This window comes from Streptomyces sp. NBC_00400, assembly GCF_036048035.1.
Classification (GTDB): Bacteria; Actinomycetota; Actinomycetes; order Streptomycetales; family Streptomycetaceae; genus Streptomyces.
This window is the reverse complement of the sequence record NZ_CP107940.1, coordinates 5,560,599-5,578,748: the sequence shown is the minus strand read 5'-3', so window position 1 is coordinate 5,578,748 and position 18,150 is coordinate 5,560,599. Positions and strand designations below refer to the sequence as shown.

Genomic DNA, 18,150 nt, shown 5'->3' with positions numbered 1-18,150 from the left:
ACCGACAACGGGCACCCTGACCTGCCATTATCGACAAATCCCCAGAACTTTTCAGGACACACCGACCTTCTCGGGTGAAAGGGTTGCGTCCGAGGCCGATGGAACGGCCCCTTCCGGAGGTTCGGACGGTGGCGAAATCGCGTCGGTCGCCCGTCTCTTGGCGGGTGACTGCCGCTCGGCAGGTGACTGCCGCTTGGCGGGCGCCGGTCTCTTGGCGGGTTGCTTTGCGAGTGCAGGCCTCCTGGCGAGCGCCGGTCTCGTGACGGGTTCCTTTGCAAGTGCCGGTTTCCCGGCGGGCGTCTGTGCGTCGGCCTGCGCCGGCGCCTCTCCGACCGCCGGAGGTTCCCCCGGCGCCGGAGGTTCCCCCTCTGCCGATTCCGTCGGTTCCGTCGGTTCCGTCGGTTCCGTCGGTTCCGTCGGTTCGGTCGGTTCGGTCGGTTCCGTCGGTGACCCGGCGGCGCCCGGCGGTGTCCGGTCAGCGGGCAACATCCCTTCCCCGGGCTCTTGTTGTCCGGGAGCCTCTTGCCGCAACGAGGGCGAGAGATGCGGGGGCGATGACAGGGACGGTCCGTGGCCGGCGTCCGTACGCGGCGGCCGGACGACTCTCCGGAAGGCGGCGGTGCCGCGCGCGAGATCGTGGCCGATCGCCACGGCGTCGACCTCCGCCGAGAACCAGCGCTGCCCGCCCCGTTCCGGCGGCTGCTCCCCTTCCCGCAGCCGCAAGCGCCCCTGGACGACGAGTGGTTCCCCCACCGCCACCGACGCCGCGACATTGTCGGCGAGCGCGCGCCACGACCGGACCGTGTAGAAACTCGTCCCCCCGTCGGTCCAGCGCTCCTGCGCCCTGTCCCACCGACGGGATGTCGCCGCCAGCCGGAACCTCGCCACCGTCACACCCGCCGTCGTCTGCCGGTGCTCCACCGCTGTTGCGGCATTCCCCACCAGCGTCACCATCGTGTCGTTCACGGAACACGCCTCCCCCGCGTCATGCGCTCGCTCCCGTCATGTGCCGCTCGCGCTGCGTTGACCTCATGCTGCACGGATTCGGCGGGCGCCGCGGCGGCCTGTGGACGGTCGACAGGCTGTGGACAACTCGGCCACCCGGGAGAGGGAACCCGCCGCCCCGGCCCACAGCCCCGCGCCCACCGTCACGTGCCGATGCCAACCGTCAGGCGCCACCGCCGAGCACCGCCACCAGGCAACAGCCGCCAGGCACAGCGGTCAGCCACAGCCTCCAGACACCGTCGCCGGGCAACGCAACACCCCTCACGCACCCGGCATCAGGCACCGCCGTCACGCACCACCAGCAGACACCCGCCCGTCACACACCCACCATCAGGCGCCCGACGCCACCGCGTACTGCTCCCGTACCTCGCGATAGCGCAACAGCTCGGCGGCGACCGGCTCCAGGACGCGCGCCCGTCCGCACCCGGCCGCCGCACTCCGCAGCCGCCGCTCGGCGTCCTGCCCGTAACGCCTGGCCGGTCCGCGTGCCACCACCCGGCACAGCCACGCCAGCGCCGGACCGCCCACCGAGCCGAGAAGCGCGGGCAGCAGCCCGGAGACCCAGGCCGTCGCCCCACCCGCCCCCGTGACCGCGCCCAGCAACCACAGCACACCGACGGCTTGGAGTACGGACAGCATCCCCTGCAACGAGGCGGCAACCTTCCACCATCGCGGTTTCCCTCCCGGCCCGCCCCGCAGCGACTCCTCGGCATCCGCCGCCACCTTGTCCAACGCCTCCGGCAGCCCGTACGCTCCCCGGTCCGCCGCCTCCCGCACCGCCTGGGCCCAGGGCGCCGGCAATCCGTACGCCGCCTCGGCAGCCACCGTGCGGACGGCCTGCTCCACCACGGGCCGTGCCGCTGCCCGGCCGTCCACCGCCGACTCCACTCCCTCACCGGCCGCACCACCGGCCGCCGGCAGATCACCGGCCGCCCCCTGCCGCCCCGCCAGGGCCCGCCGCATGCCGGTACGCCACGCAGCGGCCCGACGGGCACCGGCCCGACCGACACCGGTCTGACCGACACCGGCCCGGCCTACCTCGGCCCGCCCCGTATGCGTGCGCCCCGACTCCACCCGCCCGGCGCCCGTCAGCCCTCCCCCGATACCCCCGGCGCCCGTTGCCCCGGCCCCGGAGCCCCGGATCCCCCACCGGCTCCCCCGCCATCCCCGCATCCGCGCCCACGGTGACCCGCACGCGCGCTCCGCGTACCGCAGCCAATCCCGTTCCGCCGCGCGCCCCGTGGCCACCGCCCCGACCGCCTCCGCCAGCCGGTCGTCGAACTCCGCCCGGGCCTGCTCGGTCAGCCCGACCCGGCTCTGTGCCGCATATACGGACCGCAACCGCTCGGTGGCCGCATCCACATCCGCCGCCAGCCGCCGGTCCGCCGCTCCCCGCTCCGCGACGAACTGGCCCAGCGCCTCCCGCAGTTCGCCCACGCCCCGGCCGGTCGCGGCGGACAGTGCGAGCACCGCCGCCCCGGGCTCCCCGTGTTCGCCGAGGGCCAGCCCGTCCTCGTCCAGCAGCCTGCGCAGATCGTCCACCACCTGGTCGGCGGCGTCCCCGGGCAGCCGGTCCACCTGGTTGAGGACGACGAACATGACCTCGGCGTAGCCCGCCAACGGCCGCAGATAGCGCTCGTGCAGCACCGCATCCGCGTACTTCTCCGGATCCACCACCCAGATCACCGCGTCCACCAGCTCCAGCATCCGGTCCACCTGAGCGCGGTGCTCGGTGGCCGAGGAGTCGTGGTCGGGCAGGTCGATCAGGATGAGTCCGTGCAGCTCGGAGCTGCCGTCCGCCGGAGCGTGCCGCCGGTGCACGGGCACGCCCAGCCGGTGCAGCAGCCCTTCCGCGCCCGACCGGCTGCCCGGCCAGACACAGGCCACCGGCTCCGCAGTCGTCGGCCGCCGCGGCCCGGCCTGGGAACGGTTCGCCCCGGCCAGCGCATTGAACAGCGACGACTTACCGCTGCCGGTCGCCCCCGCGATGGCGACGACGGTGTGCTCACCGGACAGCCGGTAGCGCTCGTCCGCCGTCTCCAGCACCCGCCCCGCGCCCTCCAGCGCCCGCCCGTCCAGCCGGGACCGGGACAGCGCGATCAACTCCCGCAAGGCATCCAGCCGCCCGCGCAGCCCGCCCCCGACGGCCCGCCGCCCACCGCCCGCCACCCACCGGTACGCGCCTCCGCCCCCACCCTCCACACCCGCCGGCGAACGCGGCTGAACCATCGCGCCACCACGGTCGTCACCACAGCGGTCACCACGGGCCTCGGCACGGTACGCGGCCCGTGACTCGGCATGCGACGCGCCATACGCCCGCATGCCTGACGCAACACGGCTCCCGCCCGACGACGCCACACCTGCCACCACAGGCGTCTCCACCCGCTCCTCATTCCCCACCTGCCGCCCCAGCAGCCGGGGCAGCCCCACATCCCGCGCCCGCCGCGCAATCAACCCGTCATCCCACGCCCCACCCACCACCGCCGCCCGCACCACCGGCTCCGCCCCCACGCCCGTCTCCCGCTCCCGGTCCCGGTCCCGGTCTCGCACAGGTTCCACAGGTTCCATGAGCACACCGCCCTCTCCAGCCCCTCCAGCCGCTTCAGCCCCTCCAGCCCCCGACTCCACCGACATCACCCACTCCCCCGAAGCCACACCCTGCCCCGCCCTCTCCTCGGCCTCCCCCTCCCCCGCCTCCCGCCTCTTCCCGGGCCTCTCCCCGGAACCGACCGCCGCCTCGGAATCACTCACCCCGACACCTCCTCCTTCTCCATCTCCCTCTCCATCCCCTTCTCCCTCGCCCTCTCCCGCTCGTCCTCGTCCCGCGCCCGCCTCCGCCTCTCCGACTCCTCCTGCCGCTCCCTCTGCACCACGGACAGCGCGGCAATCAGCTCCGCCTGCTGGTCCAGCGGCACGGTCAGCTGGTCCAGTGGTGCCAGCCGCCGCTCGCGCTCGCCGTCCAGGGCGCGCTCCACATACGTGGCCAGGAGCCGGGCACCGCGCTCGCAGAGCCGCAGTGCGGTCTGGGCTCCCAAGAGGTCGGCAAGGTTCTCGCCCGCCGTACGGGCCCGCCGGCCGCCGAGCAAGGCGGTGGCCAACAGCGCCGCCGATTCCTCCGGCTCCACCGACCCCGCCCGTTCACCGGCCTGCCCGGCACGCGCCTCACGGGTCTCCTCCTCGGCCAGCTCCTCCAGACAGCGCCGCCAGCGCCGGACGATCACGCCGAGCCGTCCGCCCGCGCCCGTCGCGCCGGCGACGGCCGACATCGAGACCTCGGTGGCCGCGGGATCCTGCCGCCAGGCGCTCGCGGCCCGCTCGTCGGCCTCCTCCACGGCACAGGTCAGCAGCGAGGTCAGCCCGTCGGTCAACGCGTCGAGCAGTTCGTCCGACCGGCCGCCCGGCCCCTGATCACGCCAGTGGGCCCGGGCGTCCCCGGACAGCACCTCACCGGCCGCGACCTCCTGCCGTACCCGCTCCGCGGCCCGCTCGTACGCCTCCTCGACCCGGCCGGCCAGCCGCAGCGCCGCGGCGTGCTGAGCGGCGGCGGCCCCGGCCAGCGCGGGCAGCCGGCTGCGCAGCGACGCGATCACCCCGGCGGCCGTACGGTCCGCCGCGGCGGTGCGGGCCACGGGGTCCTGGGCGTGCCGCTCCAGCCAGCCCCGCAGCGCCGCCACGGCCGTGGCGGGCAGCAGACCGCTCCCGCCGCCGGCCGACTCGGGCAGCTCGGGAATGGTGAACCGCGGGACATGGCCGAGACCGGCCCGCTGGAGAAGTTCCGCGTACCGCCCGGAGATGTCCGTGGCGATCTGATGCGGCACCCGGTCCAGCACGGTCACCAGCGTGACGTCGTACTCCTTGGCCGTACGCAACAGATGCCAGGGCACCGCATCCGCGTACCGGGCGGCCGTGGTGACCAGCACCCACACGTCCGCCGCACAGATCAGCTCCGCGGCCAGCTCCCGGTTGCGCGCGACCAGCGAATCGATGTCCGGGGCGTCCAGCAACGCCAGCCCGCTGGGCAGCGCCCGATCCGTCTCGATCCGCACCGTGAGCAGCCCCGCCTCACCCCCGCCCCCTGTCGCACCCGCACCCGGTTCCCCGCCCGGCCCTGCGCCCCTGCCACTCCCCACACCCTCAAACGCCCCGCCGCCGTACCCCGCGCCCCCGTACGCCCCACCACCTCCGCTCCCATAGCGGCCACCGGCGCCGCCCCCGGCCGCGCCGCCCCCGGCCCCCCGCCCCTCACCCGCGTAGCCATAGCCTCCGGCTACTCCGGCCACTCCGGCCACTCCGGTCGCTCCGACCGCTCCGATGGCCCCGCCCGCACCACGCACCCCGTAGTCGCCCCGCCCCAGACCATCACCACCCGTCGCGTACTCGTCCTCACCGCCGTCGTCCTGCTCGGGAACCCACACCCGGGCGAGCTGCGGCAGCACACGCGGCCCGGCGAACCAATGGAGATCATCCGGATGACAGACCAGCACCGGCGTACGCGTCGTCGGCCGCAGCACCCCCGCCTCCGAGACCCGCCGCCCCACCAGCGAATTCACCAGCGTGGACTTGCCCGCCCCGGTCGACCCGCCGATCACCGCGAGCAGCGGGGCCTGAGGAGAACGCAGGCGGGGAATCACATAGTCATCGAGCTGGGCCAGCAGCTCGGCCCGGTTGCGCCGGGCCCGGGCAGCACCCCGAAGTGGCAGTGGAAAGCGTGCGGCGTCGACGCGGTTGCGCAGAACGGACAGTGCGTCGATCAGCCGGGGTCGTACGTCCAAGGTCGCCACATGTGCAGAATGCCCAATTTCGTTGGGTTTTTGAAGCGTATAACCCCTTGTGCGCGCCGCCAGAACCCCCACAGAACGGGATGAGTGACGCATGGGACGTTCGCGACAAGCGAGGCACAGGCATAACGAGTGCACAACACCCGCCGCACGGGACGCCAAAAGCGATGCAGGATTCGTACCTGCCTGCGATTATCGGGACCGCTTCACCGAACCTCCACAACGTGCCACGCAGGTGAAGCAACCGGGACGAGGCACCCGGACCTCTATCCTTGTCCGCGGTCCGTGATCCACGCCCACACCCGGCCCCCGTAGCTCAGTGGATAGAGCAGGTGCCTTCTAAGCACTTGGCCGCAGGTTCGAGTCCTGCCGGGGGCGCTCTCCAAGACCCTTCCTTCGGGAGGGTCTTTTTGCTGGTCAGGGCCGGTGTGGGCACACATGCGAAAGCGCCGGCCCCTCCCCGACGGTCATGGGGAGAGTCCGGCGCTGTCCGGCTGTCACCGGGTTTCTGCGGGTGGCTGCGGCAAATACGCGGCGAAGTTTTCCGAGCCGCTCAGTCGGCTTCCGGCAGCTCGGGAAGGTCTCCCTGAGCCTCCATCCGCCGCTTGAGGTCTGGAAGCTGCCCCGAGATGCACCCTGCGTAGAAGGCAAGCAGGACCGCGACACTGTTACCCGCCCAGTAGGCGACCTGGGCGGGCGGGATGCCGTCGTTGAGCCACTTGGTCAGGCGGCTGTGTCGAATGTCGTAGATCCGCTTCCCCATCGGGGAGGCGTACTCCTGCTCGGTGAACTCCAGCTTCCGAGCGTTCCCCCACGCCCTGCGAGCGACCGAGCCAGCGAGTATCCCGCCGTTCTCGCCCTGAAAGAGCCGGTCGCCGGGCTTCAGGTTCTCCGCCCTGATGTGCTCACGAAGCAGCCTTGTGAGCGCGGGAGGGCCAGGCACAACCCGGGTGTCGTCCTCCGCGCGCCCCTTCAAGCCGCGCTCCTCGTGGATCTCCCCGTCGTCCGTCCAGTGCTTACCGACTTCCGGCTGGGCCGTGTGGAAGAGCAGGTCGCACCACTGGTCTTCGGCGTCCTCAGGGGGGAGCAGCACGTCTTCCACGCACATCGCCACGGCTTCCTCAGGGCGCGGTCCGGTGTAGTACAGCGTGGAGAAGTACGCATGTAGCCGCCGGCCGCCACGGGTCCGGGACCGGATCCGGCGCAGCATGCGCGCCATCCGGTCCGGACTGATCAGAGACCGTCTGTCTACCGCAGATGACGTCTTAGGGGCCGTCCCCCTTCCCTTCGGCAACGGGTTCGCACGGAGGACCTTGTGCTTGACGGCGTATTCCATCGCGACGTTCAGCACACGTCGGGTCCGCTTGACTGAGCTTGCCGCGGCCCGTGTGCCGTCCAACTTCTTGTCCAGCGCCCGCAGGACTTCCTCGACCTTGACCGGGTCTTCCCACAACGACATCGTCGGGGAGTTGCGTTCCGCCCACTTAAGGATCGTGACCACTTCCGGCCGGGCTTCCTCCCTCCGCCGCGTGTTGAACGCGAACTGCCGCAGCGCCGTGCGCACATCGACCGGCTTGAAGCCCGTCGGCGGCGTCCGCAACAGAGCCATGGTCGTCGACATCAGGACCCTGGCCGTGCTCTTGCGGCTGTTGCCCGCCGTGCGCTCCCACTGAGCATCCGTGAACTGGACGGCGAAGTCGTACCAACTCACCGCGCTCGCCCCCGATCGGTACGAGGCCGGGCGTCCCGTGGAGAGGCTGAACGCTTCACCACGGCGCGTGGCACTCACCAGCTCGGAGCGGAAGGCGTCCGCGAGTGGACGCGTGTCGAACGGCGCGCGCCATTCCCTGCCGTCCAGCTCCCAACGCACGCTGTACGAGGTCTTGCGCTTGCCTCGATAGACCCTGATGCTCCAGATCTTGACGTTGTACGTGGTGTCCATCAGGCGCAGTCCTCCCGTCCGTCCAGCCAGTGTTCGTAGTCGCTACGGCGAATCCGCAGGTCTCCGTTGGGCAGCTTGATGCAGCGCGGGGCACGCCTCTTCGCGCGCCAGTCGTAGAAGGTGGATCGGGAGATCATCAGTTCTGCGCAAACCTCACGGATCGTGAGCAGCCCACGACTTCTGAGCGGAGTCGTCATGCCTCATGCCTCTCGTCGCCAAGGACTGCCGCCGCAGAAACCGCAGAATCCGCAGAAGCCTGCGGGCGTGCGGTGTGACCTGCGGCGATGGGGGTGTGGGGGCAGTTGCCGCAAAAATCGCGCGAATCTCCGCAGAAATAAGCGGCAGGAGTGCCGGCCGGGATCGGCCTCTGGCGCGGCGGCGTGGCCGGGCTGATTTCTGCGGCGATTTCTTGGATTTCTGCGGATGCGTAGCCGGTTGGGCGTTGCCGCTGGTCAGCGGAGGTGGCCATTGGTTTCTGCGGATTCTGCGGTTTCTGCGTAAGGGCTCGTGCGCGGGAGCGTGGTCGCGGGCTCATGCCTTGGGCTGCCTCACCTGGGGGTGGATGAGGTAGCGGGGGGCTGGTGGCCGGCCGCGCTTGCCAGTGCGGGGCGGGGTCTCGCTGCGGAGGTAGCCGTGCTCTTCCAGGAGCGCGGCAACCGGCTCCAGGTCGGCGACGGTGGGGAACTCGGAGCGGGAGAGCTTGGCGAACAGGTCGCGGCGGCTGACGCTCTCCCATCCGTTGTCCTCCAGGACCGCCAGGAGGCTGCGGGCACGGGCGAGGGTGGCGTCAGCGCCCATCAGGTCGAAGACGGTCAGCGCGTGCTGCGCGAAGTAGTCGCCCACTTCGATGGCGGCGTTCATGGTGGCGCCGCTGATGGGCCGGGTGTAGCCGTCTTCGAGGTGCTGGCCCAGGTGCAGGAGCCCGGCGATGCGGGCGGTAGCGCCAACCAGCTTGCTGGCCCACTTGGTGATGTGCCCCAGGCGCCCGCCCCGGGCTCGGAGCTGGGGTTCGATGCGCTGGTCGTAGGCGCTGAGGGCCTTGTCCGCTTCGGGGGTGAGGCGGAGTACGGCGGGGTCGGTCCACTCCGCCAGAGACAGGGTGAGCGCGGTGATGGTGCGCTCATAGCGTTCGGCGACCTGCTCGGGGACGGGGTCGGGGTTGGCCTTGCGGTAGCCGACGAGGGATTCGGGCAGTGCGTACAGGAAGCGGGCGAGCAGTCCGCGGCCGTCGAAGCCGCGGTTCTTGCCGATGTCTTCCAGGACGTCGGGCTGGACGGCCAGGCCCATGGTCAGGGCCGGGGCCTCGATGTTCTCGGCACGGGTGCGGCGGTCCACGCGGAGCCAGTCTCCGGCGTGGCCCTTGAGGAAGACCTCCATGTTGGGGGTGCCGGAGTAGCGGCCGGCGATGATGTCGAAGATGCCGCCTTCAGCGGACATCACCGACAGCCGTCCGCCCTGTTCGCTCATGAGAGTGGTGACGGTTTCGGGGGTGGAGTCGTCGGCCAGCAGGCGTGGGGAGACGGGGACTTCGAGGCTGTCAGCGGCCTGGGCGAGCGCGATGGCCTCGGCGGTCAGCCCGTCGCGCTCCATGCCTTCGGCCTTGGCGGCCTGGGCGGCGGCCTTGTCGGCCGCTTCGCGGGCCATCTTGGTGGTCACCTCGGCCTCAGCGATGCTCCCTGCGGCCTGGGAGACGAGCAGCTTCTCAGCGGCGCGCAGCGGCGCGGTCATGGCCGAGAAGACGGCCGACTTGCGGTTGCCGGGCGGCAGGGCGACAACGACGAACAGGTTGGTGGGCTCGCGCCAGCGCCCACGGAGCTGGACGATGACCCGGCCGCCGGCGGCCGTGGCGAGGACGGCCAGGGCGAGCGCTCCGGCCAGATCGGGCGGGGTCTGGGTCTCCTCCGCCACGGCGTCCACGAATTCCCGCAGCCAGGTGGGCAGGGTGTGGGTGGGGAAGGTGGGGAGCTTGGGCTGGTGGTTGAGCGGGATCGGCTCCGCCCACACGCCGGGCAGCGTCTCGGCGCCAAGTGCCAGGGCTTCGCGCAGGTCCTCGGGGGTGGCGTCCGGGGACATGCCGGCCTGGACGATGCGGGTGCCTGCTTCGATGCTGCGGCGGCGCCGTGCCAGCTCGTGAACGATCTCGGCGTAGTACACGGCGTTGGCGGCAGTGGGGACTGCGTCGATGAGGGTGTGGAGGTAGGACCGGCCGCCGACGCGGTGGAGGTCTCCGACCTGTTCGAGGTGGTGCCCGAGGGTGATCGGGTCGGCGCGCTGGCCCTGGCTGTGCAGGTGGAGAGTGGCGCGGTGGATGGTCTCGTGGGCCGGGCGGTAGTGGTCGGCGGGGTCCATGACCGCGCTGACCTCGGCGATGACGTCGGGGGCGAGCATGAGGGCGCCGACGACGGCCTGTTCGGCATCCACGTCGTTGGGCGGGATGCGGGTGAAGTCGTCGCCGGTGCGGTCGCGCATCGGCAGCACGGTGGCGTGGTGTGCGTGCGCGGGCTCAGGTGTCATGCTGGGGGTTCTCCTGTTTCTTCGAAGGGACGGAGAGCCGGGGCGGTCGCGGTCTTGTGGTGAGAGGCGACCGCCCCGGGCGTATTCACTCCTCGACGGCTCCACCGTGGCCCAGGGACGACGCCACAGGCTGGGCGCGGTTGCGCTCGTAGGCGGCCTCGGTCTCGTCGGCCATGGCGTCGAAATGGAGGAGGAGTTCGCCGAGTTGGCGAAGGGTGAGCAGACGGGAGTAACTGCGCTCCCAGTCGTAGGTGTCGAGTTCCACAGTCACGATCTCGTCGGGATCGATATCCATCTGGTTTCCCCTGCTCAGTGGTGGAAGTGGTTGCGCTTGATGACGGCCTTGCGGATGTGGACCGTGGTCACCCCGGCACGGTCGCCGGTGGCGCTGAAGACCTGAACGGCGACCCAGCCGCCGAAGATGACGGCGGCGAGCACGATGAGCTGGTGGATGAGCGCGGCGAGCGCGGCGATGAACGTGGTCAGCAGGAACAGCCCGCCGCAGACCGCACCGAATCCGATGCCCCCGAGGGCGATGTTCACTGCTGCCCGGGAGACGGCCGGCTTGGCCGCGACCGGTTCGGGCTTGGCGGCCTCGATGGCGTAGCCGGTCACGACCCGGCCGTCCGGTAGAACCACGCTCGCCACCGTGGGGACGTTGTCCGGCTGGACGGGGACGAGCGGTGCGGTGGGTGCGGGTGTGATCGGTGTGGGGTGGTGGACCGTGACGGCCGCCTGATGATGCCCAGGTGGGCGGCGGGGCGCGGTGGGCTCGTTCATGGCGGGCTCCTACAGGTTGCCGATGGCGTCGATGACGGCGTGGGTGAGCTGGTTGATGGGGCCGGAGGCGCCGGTGGAAGCGAGGAAGAAGCCGAACATCATGGCGATGAAGGCGGAGCCCCAGCCGAGGGTCTTGGAGCGGAGCAGGAAGAACAGGACCAGGCCGAACAGGGCGACAAGCGAGACGGTGATGGCCACAGGGGCCTCCTTGGCGTGAGGTGGTGGGGTCAGCGGGTGCCGTCGCGGTGGAGGCGGGCTGCGACGTTGAACAGGTGGCGGCCGACGCGGATGCGCTTGCGGTCGCCTCGGCAGCGGCGGCAGGTCTTGCCGGGGCGGAGCCGTCCGCGGCGGTCTTTCTTGAGCGCGTAGCCGAAGCCCTTGCACCTGCGGCAGTCACCGAACGGCGAGACAGCACACAGAGCGAAATAACAGAGCGTGACTATCGCCAGGCAGGCGATAGCGAAGCTGATGGGGGTCATGAACGGCCTCCAGGGCGGTTTTCGAGGGTTTCCGCAGGTGGGCCGCTATCCGCTAGCAGCCTGATCAGAAGTGATGTGGGGCGCTAGCGGGGCCGCTAACGTTAGCGAGGGTCACTGCTAGCGATAGCGGCCCCGCAGGCTCATCCGGCGTCCCGCTTTCCGTCACGCTCCGCTACTGCGACCGTGATGTGGGCGCGTTCGATGCCGCGGCGGTTGACGACCTTGCCGTTGATGCGCCGGCCGATCTGGACGGTCTCGATGCCATGCGGCTTCAGCGCCGCGGTGAGCTGTTCGGCGGCCCACTCGCCGTAGACGTCGGGCCGCAGCTCGGCCAGGCGGGCCACGACGGTTTCGTTCCAGACCTTGGCCTCTTCGGCCGGGATCACGCCGAGCAGGTCCCGCAGCAGGTCATAGACGGCGGAGGCGTTCGCCTCGGGCTCCTCGCCCAGCGCGTGACCGGAGAGCAGGCCGACGTCCTCGCGGGCCTTGCGGGCGCGCAGCGCGATGGCGTCGGCGCCGACGCCATCGACGTAGACGGAGCCGACGATCCGGGCATCGGCTCCTTCGCCGACGAAGTAGTGAATGCCCTTGTCGCCCCACGAGAACATCGTGGCCCGGACGCCCCGCTTGTAGGCGGAGGTGCCCAAGACCATGTCGTTCTCCAGCTGGCCCATGACCTTCAGGCACCAGCGGGCCGAGGCGTTCGCGGAGATGCCGGTGGGCAGTGCCTTGGCGTCGGGGCGCTGGGTGGCCAGCAGCAGCACGATGCCGGTGGCGGGGCCGCGCTTGACCAGGTCGGTGGCGATCTCCTCGAACTCGTCCTTGTACTTGGGGTGCTCGAACAGCACCTGGCACTCGTCCACCCCGACCACGATGGGGTGCAGGCCCAGTTCCTTCTTGCTGGCCAGCTCGGACGTCACCTTCGACTCCGGGCAGATGTCGCGCGGCAGGGAGCGGATCATCTTGGTGCGGCGCCGCAGCTCGTTGCGCAGCTCCCGGAAGTCGCGGATGGCGTACTCGATCGCCTCGTCATCGTCCCCGGCTGCGTGGCGGTGGGCGACGGCGTTGCCGACGGGGTCGAGGTCGCCGGTGCCCTTCATGTCGTAGGTGTGCAGCTCGGCCCGGGGGTCGAGGGCGGCGATGAGCAGCAGCAGCCGCAGCAGGAAGGTCTTGCCCATGCGGGGGATGGCGCCGATGATGCCCGCGATGTACATCAGGGTGACGTTGATCCAGCGTCCGCGCTGGTCGGTGCCGAACGGGACGGGCTTGAACAGGTCCACCGTGCCGGACTTGGCCAGCGGCCAGGCGGGCTTCTTGGCCTTGGACATGTCCTGATCGCCGACCCACAGCACCAGGCGGCCGGTGTGCTCGTCGGGGACCGCCTCGGGCCACACGCAGCCCAGCGGCCGGCGCAGACCCGAGGCCAGCTTGTCTCGGCGCTCGATGACGTCGGTGACGGTCACGCCGTACGGGAGGTCGCCTTCGGCGCGCCATCCGGGGCCGTCGCGGGTGATGGGTGCGGTGAAGGTGAACCCTTCGCGGCCCTTGGACTGGGCCTGGTTGATCGCCGGGATACCGAGCGCGCCCAGCGCCCGAAGGACGATGTCGGAGGTGAGCTTCTGGGCCTTGGGCAGCTCCACGGCCCGGTTGATGACCGGGTCATCGGCCGCGTCCCCGGCCCAGCCCAGGGCCAGCACCACCGCGCTCACCGACACCGCCATGAGCCAGGCCGGGGCCAGCACATACAGCGCGAGCGCGGCCCCGAGGCCCATGAACGTGGCGAGAGTGACCACGAGTGTGCGCAGCCGGACGCGGCCGTCGCGCTGGCGGGAGAGCTTGAGGTAGGTGGCCGCGTCCTCCTTGGTCACCATGGCGCGGCGCACCGGGTCGCCTTCCGCGTCGGAGGCCCAACGCATCGTGCCACCGAGGAACTTCGCGGCCCCGCGCGGGGCTTGGAAGGCCAGGCGGGCGGCGTAGACCGGTGTGCGCAGGGCGTGGTAGCCGGTCATGTGGCCGTAGTGGCCAGCGACCCAGGTGGCGGCGGTCTTCAGTTCGTTGGTGGACTTCAGCCACTCCGGGACGATCGCCCGGCGCTTGGCGCCCATCAGCCTGCCCAGGTAGCCGGGGCCCTTGACGTCGGGACCGTCCACCAGCACGCGAGCGGACGGATCCGGCTCCGCCGGGCGGTCGGTGGTTGGCTCCGGGGCGGGCGATTCCTCGGCCGCATCGCGGGCGGAGCGGGCCTTGCCCAGGTCCACCACCTCCGCGCCCTCCTGGCGGGCGGCGTCGGCGGCCATGTCGGCTTCAAGCCGGTTGAACAGTTCGCGGTCGTCGTCGTGATTCACTGCTGCTTCCTTCCGGAAACGGGAGGTGGAAGGGGCCCGGACGGCGCTTTGGCCGGCAGACGTCCGGGCCCCGTTGAGCGAAGTGGGAGCGGGTCATAGCTGGTTGGGCTCCAGCGAGAAGAAGACGACGTTGGCACGCGTCATCTCCGGGGCCTCCCGGCCGATGTCGGTCTTGATGGCCATGAAGACGTCATGGCGGGTCGCGCCCTCGGGCGGGGTCCAGGTGCCGTAGAGCGTGTTCATGGCACGGCCGGGAAGCTCCAGGGTCATGACCCAGTGGTGCGAACCCTGCTGCTGGGCGGAGGGGGCGGTGGTCTGGCTGGTCACAACGGTGCTCCTCAGGTGTTCGATGGATGGTTGGGCTGTTGGGCGGCTATTCAGCGGGCCGCAGCTGCGGGCACCAGGTGCAGGCCCTGGCGGGCGGCGGTGGCGCGGCGTTCGTCCACGGCCTTGATGCGCTTGCGGGCCCAGCCTTCGGAGAAGCCGAACTCCCGGCCCAGCGCGGCCGGGCCGATCGGCGTTCCGGCGTCCAGGGACTGCGCGTACGCCTCTTCGGCGCGCTGGCGCGTACGCTCCAGCTCCGCTTCCTCGTACGCCTTGTCCGAGGCGGCCCGTCCACCCGTACGGGCAGGCCGTACGGGTGCCGTACGTGTCGGCTTCGGGGGCTGGGGCGTACGGGGCTTGACCTGCTCGTACGGGCCGTTCGCGGTCTCGTCCGTACGGTCTTGCGTACGCTCCCCGGCCCCCTCTTCAGAGTCCGTACGCTCCTGCTCCGGCACGGGCGTGGGAGCGTCTGTACGGGGGCCGGTGAACAGCTCCAGCGAGGGCAGCGGCCCAGAATCCGCGTGCTCGGCGACGAGCTGAGCGATCTTCCCGGCTCGCTTGGTGTGCCGCTTGAGATCCCGGCGGGTGACGCCGGGTTCGGCGGCGTGGACCATCCGCCAGGCGGTCTCCCACGCACGGGCCTCATCCATCGGCGGGACGGTGGCCCACCGCAGCCGGGTTGCCGCGCGGTGCACCTTGCGGTGGTGGCGCCGCCGGCGCCGGTTGTGCCGGATCTCCTCCGGGCTGGCGCCGGTGTCGTCCTCGGAGACCGACAGGCGGTAGGTCTCATACGCCACCGGCGCGGCCAGCGAGCCGACCGCGGCGACCACGCCGAAGCCGAAACCCCACATCTGCGCGCCGTGCGCCAGGTTGATGCCGGCGGCCACCAGTGCGGCCGACCAGGTTCCGGCGCGGTGGACGCCGGCGGACAGGCCGCGCTGTTCGCGGCGCTGGCCCTGGATGGCGAACATCCACGTCAGGGACTCCAGCGACACCCCGCCGGCCACGGCCATCGGCCATGCCCAGCGGCTGCCCAGGAAGTCGATCTGCGCGGGCAGCGCCACCGACACGAAAAGCGCGATGACCACGACGGTCACCAGCGTCACGCGGTGCGCGCCCATCTGGCCGCCGAGCCGAGCAAATGCGGCACGGCGCCGCTCCCGGCGGGCCGCCGCGTTCTCTTCGCGCTCCTGGCGCCGCTCGCGGCGGGCCTGGGCCGCGGTTTCCCGCCGGACGCGTTCGACGTCGATGTTGGCCTTGCCGGCCGCGGCGGCGGCCTGGGCCCGCAGCAGGTCGGCTTCGGCGTTGGCCTTGGCGACGGTAGCCGCGTCCATCTGCCGCGCGCCCCGCGCACTGTAGATCTGGCTCACAGCGACCCTCCTTCGAGGCTGTGGTCCGCGCTGGTGCCGCGGCGGCCATCCCGGCGGCCATTGACCGTCCGGTAGGCGGGAGCCGCATTGTCGGCTCCGACCATCCAGCCGCCACCGGTCTGCTTGGCGCCGTACATGACCTCGTCCGCGCGCCGCATCAACTGCGACAGGTCCGCGACGCGGTTGCCGGTGTGCTGCTGGACGACTCCGGCCGATGCCCCCACCCACATCAGGTGTTCTTCGAACTCCACCGGCGCGGCGAGCGACGCGGTCAGCGCGTTCATGGCTGCGCGCAGCTCCCGGGCTTCGGAGACGCGGATGACGGCGGCGAATTCATCGCCCCCGAGGCGGCCGGCCGCCCCGCTGTGGCTGCGGCTCCACTCGCCCAGGCGCTGGCCGCTTGCAGCGATCACAACATCCCCGGCAGCGTGGCCGTAGGTGTCGTTGATCTGCTTGAAGCCGTCCAGGTCGATGACCACAAACGCGAACGCCCCAGCCGCCGCGATCTTCCGAGCGCGGGCCTGGAACGGGTCCCGGGTCAGCAGACCGGTCAACGGGTCCCTGCGGGCTGCCTCGATGCGGCGGTGCAGCCGCCGGGAGTGCAGGGACCATCCGGCCGCCAGAGGCGCCACAGCCGCCAGCATCGTCAGAGTCTGGCTCATGCCGCCTCCCCCGTTCCGTCCGATCGACGGACGCGGCGCACGCACCGCAGCGGCGCAACGGCGGTCAGGGCGTCGGCGTAGAGGGCGTCCCACGCGGCGATCTCGTCGCCGTGCTCGCCCTGCTCCCGCAAGTCCGCCAGGATGTCGGCGGCCGCGTCCAGGCGGGCCGCGCGCTCGTCAGCGGTCTCCGGCTCGAACGGGCTGAGGAACAGGTCACGGTCGATGCCCAGCGGCCGCTCCTCGAACCCGAAGGCCAGTTCCTCGAACTCGCCGGTGGACAAGATCTGTTGGTTGCCGATGTACGTACGCATGGCTTGCTCCTGTGTCGAAGGGACGGAGAGCCGGGGCGGTCGCGGTCTTGTGGTGAGAGGCGACCGCCCCAGCGGGTGCAGCTGTAGCGGGGTCAGACGGTGGCGATCAGGACGGCTGCGATGAGCAGCCACAGGTGGTGGAAGGACTGATCCAGCGCGTAGGCACCCGTGCCGAGGTGAGCGGCGGGCTTGCCTTCGGCAGTGGTCGGGTGCGCGGGGTGGGCGGCGGTGCCGAGTCCGTAGAACTCGGCCTTGCCGGTGACCTTGGCCAGCCACGCCAGCGTGCTGCGGCGATCGGCCCACCAGTGCGTCACCGCATCCACGCCCAGGCCGATCACCAGGCCAAGTACCGACAGACGCAGCCCCAGCAGCGCGGCGACCGGCAGGAGTAAGGCCAGCTTTGTGGCCGTGAGAGTGGCTACGTGGCGCGCGTCAGCGAGACGACCGACCCAGCCGGGGCGGCCCTTGGTGGCCGACTGGTGCGAAGTCTGAACCCAGTGGTCACCCACGCTGTGGGCGACGTACAGGGCGATGAAGACAGCAGCGAAGGTAGCGGATTCCATGTGTGGCTCCTTGTTGTCGAAGGGACTAAGAAGCCGGGGCGGTCGCGGTGATGTGGTGAGAGGCGACCGCCCCGGCAAGTGCGTGGGTACGGCTACTTGTGTCCGCGCCAGGCGCCGGCGGCGGCGTTGCCCTGCGAACGGGCGTGCCCGGCCTGCTCGCGGGCGACTGCCTGGTTCTCCGGGCTGTTGTGGGTGCGGTAGTCCTCGCGGGCCTGAGCGTGCAGCTGCTCGACCTCGCTGGACTGTGCGTTGCTGCGGGAGCGGAATATGCTCACCTTCGATCCTTTCTGGGATCACAGGGCGCGCCCGACAGCTGCCAGGCGGAGGGCGTGCCCTGCTTCGTGTCCTGGCTTTGGAACCGAACTGTTCGGCTCCCCTCACCGCCCGTGCGGGACGGGCGGATCGGGCAACGCATCAGCGGCGGTGGTGGGGGACGCTCAGTTGGTGTCGTCGTCCGTGGCGACCTGGATCTGACCGTCGATGACGGTGACGGTCTCGTTCGGGCCGGCGGTCACCGTGTAGCTCTCGCTGGCCTGGTCCTGAATGTCGTTGCGGAACTCGCCGTCATCGCCGAAGCCAATGACCAGACGGGACATGTGTGCTCCTTCATCGGAAGGGCCGGACTATCCGGCTCCCCTCAGCCCCGCCCGTACCGCACAGGGCCGGACGGGCGAGGGAGGCAACCGGCCGCAGCACACGTGTGCGCTGCGAAGGATGAGATGGCGCTGTTCATCACGCGGAGACCGCGTGACCGCCTACTTGGCCGAGGAGAGGCGGCGTGATCCCCATTCAGTTGTCAAGGAACGACCGCTTCCTTCGGGCCCGTTTCACGGGGTCCTCCGGGCGGCGTGGAACAGCAACACCTGCAGCCCCGAAGCGATGCATGTATTACATGTCTCTCACCGTGGCAGATCGGATCCGGGTCGTCAACCCTCGGGTTCTCGGTGCCGGAACTGCCGCCCTCGATCAGCGACATGACCAGCTTGGCAACTGAGCACGGGACGTTGGACTCCGTGCATGTACGACTTCCCCCCGACTCGCTAGAGTCGAAGTCGTCCCAGGACGTCCTAGACGGGG

General features: G+C 71.0%; 18 protein-coding genes and 1 tRNA gene. 1 reads left to right on the top strand and 18 read right to left on the bottom strand.

Features of this window, described 5'->3' with window-relative positions:
• Positions 1–51: 51 nt before the first annotated feature.
• The 3 genes from OHS81_RS37485 to OHS81_RS24375 form a co-directional block, all read right to left on the bottom strand.
• A complete protein-coding gene (locus OHS81_RS37485) occupies positions 52–954 on the bottom strand; it encodes a single-stranded DNA-binding protein (RefSeq protein ID WP_443058865.1) in 903 nt (300 codons plus the stop codon).
• Positions 955–1,335: 381 nt separating this feature from the next.
• Positions 1,336–3,234, bottom strand: a complete 1,899-nt coding sequence (locus tag OHS81_RS24380) for a YfjP family GTPase (RefSeq protein WP_328386801.1) — start codon at positions 3,232–3,234, stop codon at positions 1,336–1,338.
• Positions 3,235–3,752: 518 nt separating this feature from the next.
• Positions 3,753–5,786: a GTPase domain-containing protein gene (locus OHS81_RS24375; protein WP_328386800.1), complete on the bottom strand. Its 2,034-nt coding sequence runs from the start codon at positions 5,784–5,786 to the stop codon at positions 3,753–3,755.
• Positions 5,787–6,088: 302 nt separating this feature from the next.
• Between OHS81_RS24375 and OHS81_RS24370 the strand changes: the two genes are divergently transcribed.
• Positions 6,089–6,161 (top strand) — tRNA-Arg (locus tag OHS81_RS24370).
• A 175-nt stretch (positions 6,162–6,336) separates the two neighbouring features.
• Here OHS81_RS24370 and OHS81_RS24365 read toward each other — a convergent pair.
• The 15 genes from OHS81_RS24365 to OHS81_RS24295 form a co-directional block, all read right to left on the bottom strand.
• Positions 6,337–7,725: a tyrosine-type recombinase/integrase gene (locus tag OHS81_RS24365; protein WP_328386799.1), complete on the bottom strand. Its 1,389-nt coding sequence runs from the start codon at positions 7,723–7,725 to the stop codon at positions 6,337–6,339.
• Positions 7,725–7,922: a helix-turn-helix transcriptional regulator gene (locus OHS81_RS24360; protein WP_328386798.1), complete on the bottom strand. Its 198-nt coding sequence runs from the start codon at positions 7,920–7,922 to the stop codon at positions 7,725–7,727. The genes OHS81_RS24365 and OHS81_RS24360 overlap by 1 nt, the downstream gene beginning before the upstream one ends.
• A gap of 334 nt (positions 7,923–8,256) precedes the next feature.
• Positions 8,257–10,239 (bottom strand): DUF3987 domain-containing protein, encoded by a 1,983-nt coding sequence (locus tag OHS81_RS24355; RefSeq protein ID WP_328386797.1) that lies wholly within the window; start codon positions 10,237–10,239, stop codon positions 8,257–8,259.
• Positions 10,240–10,324: 85 nt separating this feature from the next.
• The gene (locus tag OHS81_RS24350) at positions 10,325–10,534 is read right to left on the bottom strand and encodes a hypothetical protein (protein WP_328386796.1); all 210 of its coding nucleotides are present in this window, start codon (positions 10,532–10,534) and stop codon (positions 10,325–10,327) included.
• Between the two features lie 14 nt (positions 10,535–10,548).
• Positions 10,549–11,019: a hypothetical protein gene (locus tag OHS81_RS24345; RefSeq protein WP_328386795.1), complete on the bottom strand. Its 471-nt coding sequence runs from the start codon at positions 11,017–11,019 to the stop codon at positions 10,549–10,551.
• A 9-nt stretch (positions 11,020–11,028) separates the two neighbouring features.
• Positions 11,029–11,217 carry a hypothetical protein gene (locus OHS81_RS24340; RefSeq protein ID WP_263270825.1) on the bottom strand — a complete coding sequence of 63 codons (189 nt, stop codon included), beginning with the start codon at positions 11,215–11,217 and terminating at the stop codon, positions 11,029–11,031.
• A 29-nt stretch (positions 11,218–11,246) separates the two neighbouring features.
• Positions 11,247–11,498, bottom strand: coding sequence for a hypothetical protein (locus OHS81_RS24335; RefSeq protein WP_328386794.1), 252 nt, complete (start codon positions 11,496–11,498; stop codon positions 11,247–11,249).
• Between the two features lie 140 nt (positions 11,499–11,638).
• Positions 11,639–13,843, bottom strand: coding sequence for a cell division protein FtsK (locus tag OHS81_RS24330; protein ID WP_328386793.1), 2,205 nt, complete (start codon positions 13,841–13,843; stop codon positions 11,639–11,641).
• Positions 13,844–13,936: 93 nt separating this feature from the next.
• Positions 13,937–14,170: a hypothetical protein gene (locus OHS81_RS24325; RefSeq protein WP_328386792.1), complete on the bottom strand. Its 234-nt coding sequence runs from the start codon at positions 14,168–14,170 to the stop codon at positions 13,937–13,939.
• Between the two features lie 50 nt (positions 14,171–14,220).
• Positions 14,221–15,537 carry a hypothetical protein gene (locus OHS81_RS24320; RefSeq protein ID WP_328386791.1) on the bottom strand — a complete coding sequence of 439 codons (1,317 nt, stop codon included), beginning with the start codon at positions 15,535–15,537 and terminating at the stop codon, positions 14,221–14,223.
• Complete coding sequence (locus OHS81_RS24315; protein WP_328386790.1) at positions 15,534–16,199, bottom strand: GGDEF domain-containing protein; 666 nt, start codon at positions 16,197–16,199, stop codon at positions 15,534–15,536. Before OHS81_RS24315 ends, OHS81_RS24320 begins: the two co-directional genes overlap by 4 nt.
• Positions 16,196–16,510 (bottom strand): hypothetical protein, encoded by a 315-nt coding sequence (locus OHS81_RS24310; protein WP_328386789.1) that lies wholly within the window; start codon positions 16,508–16,510, stop codon positions 16,196–16,198. Before OHS81_RS24310 ends, OHS81_RS24315 begins: the two co-directional genes overlap by 4 nt.
• A 92-nt stretch (positions 16,511–16,602) precedes the next feature.
• Positions 16,603–17,073: a transcriptional regulator gene (locus OHS81_RS24305; protein WP_328386788.1), complete on the bottom strand. Its 471-nt coding sequence runs from the start codon at positions 17,071–17,073 to the stop codon at positions 16,603–16,605.
• Positions 17,074–17,165: 92 nt separating this feature from the next.
• Complete coding sequence (locus OHS81_RS24300) at positions 17,166–17,348, bottom strand: hypothetical protein (protein WP_328386787.1); 183 nt, start codon at positions 17,346–17,348, stop codon at positions 17,166–17,168.
• Between the two features lie 162 nt (positions 17,349–17,510).
• Positions 17,511–17,669 (bottom strand): hypothetical protein, encoded by a 159-nt coding sequence (locus OHS81_RS24295; RefSeq protein WP_328386786.1) that lies wholly within the window; start codon positions 17,667–17,669, stop codon positions 17,511–17,513.
• Positions 17,670–18,150: the final 481 nt, after the last annotated feature.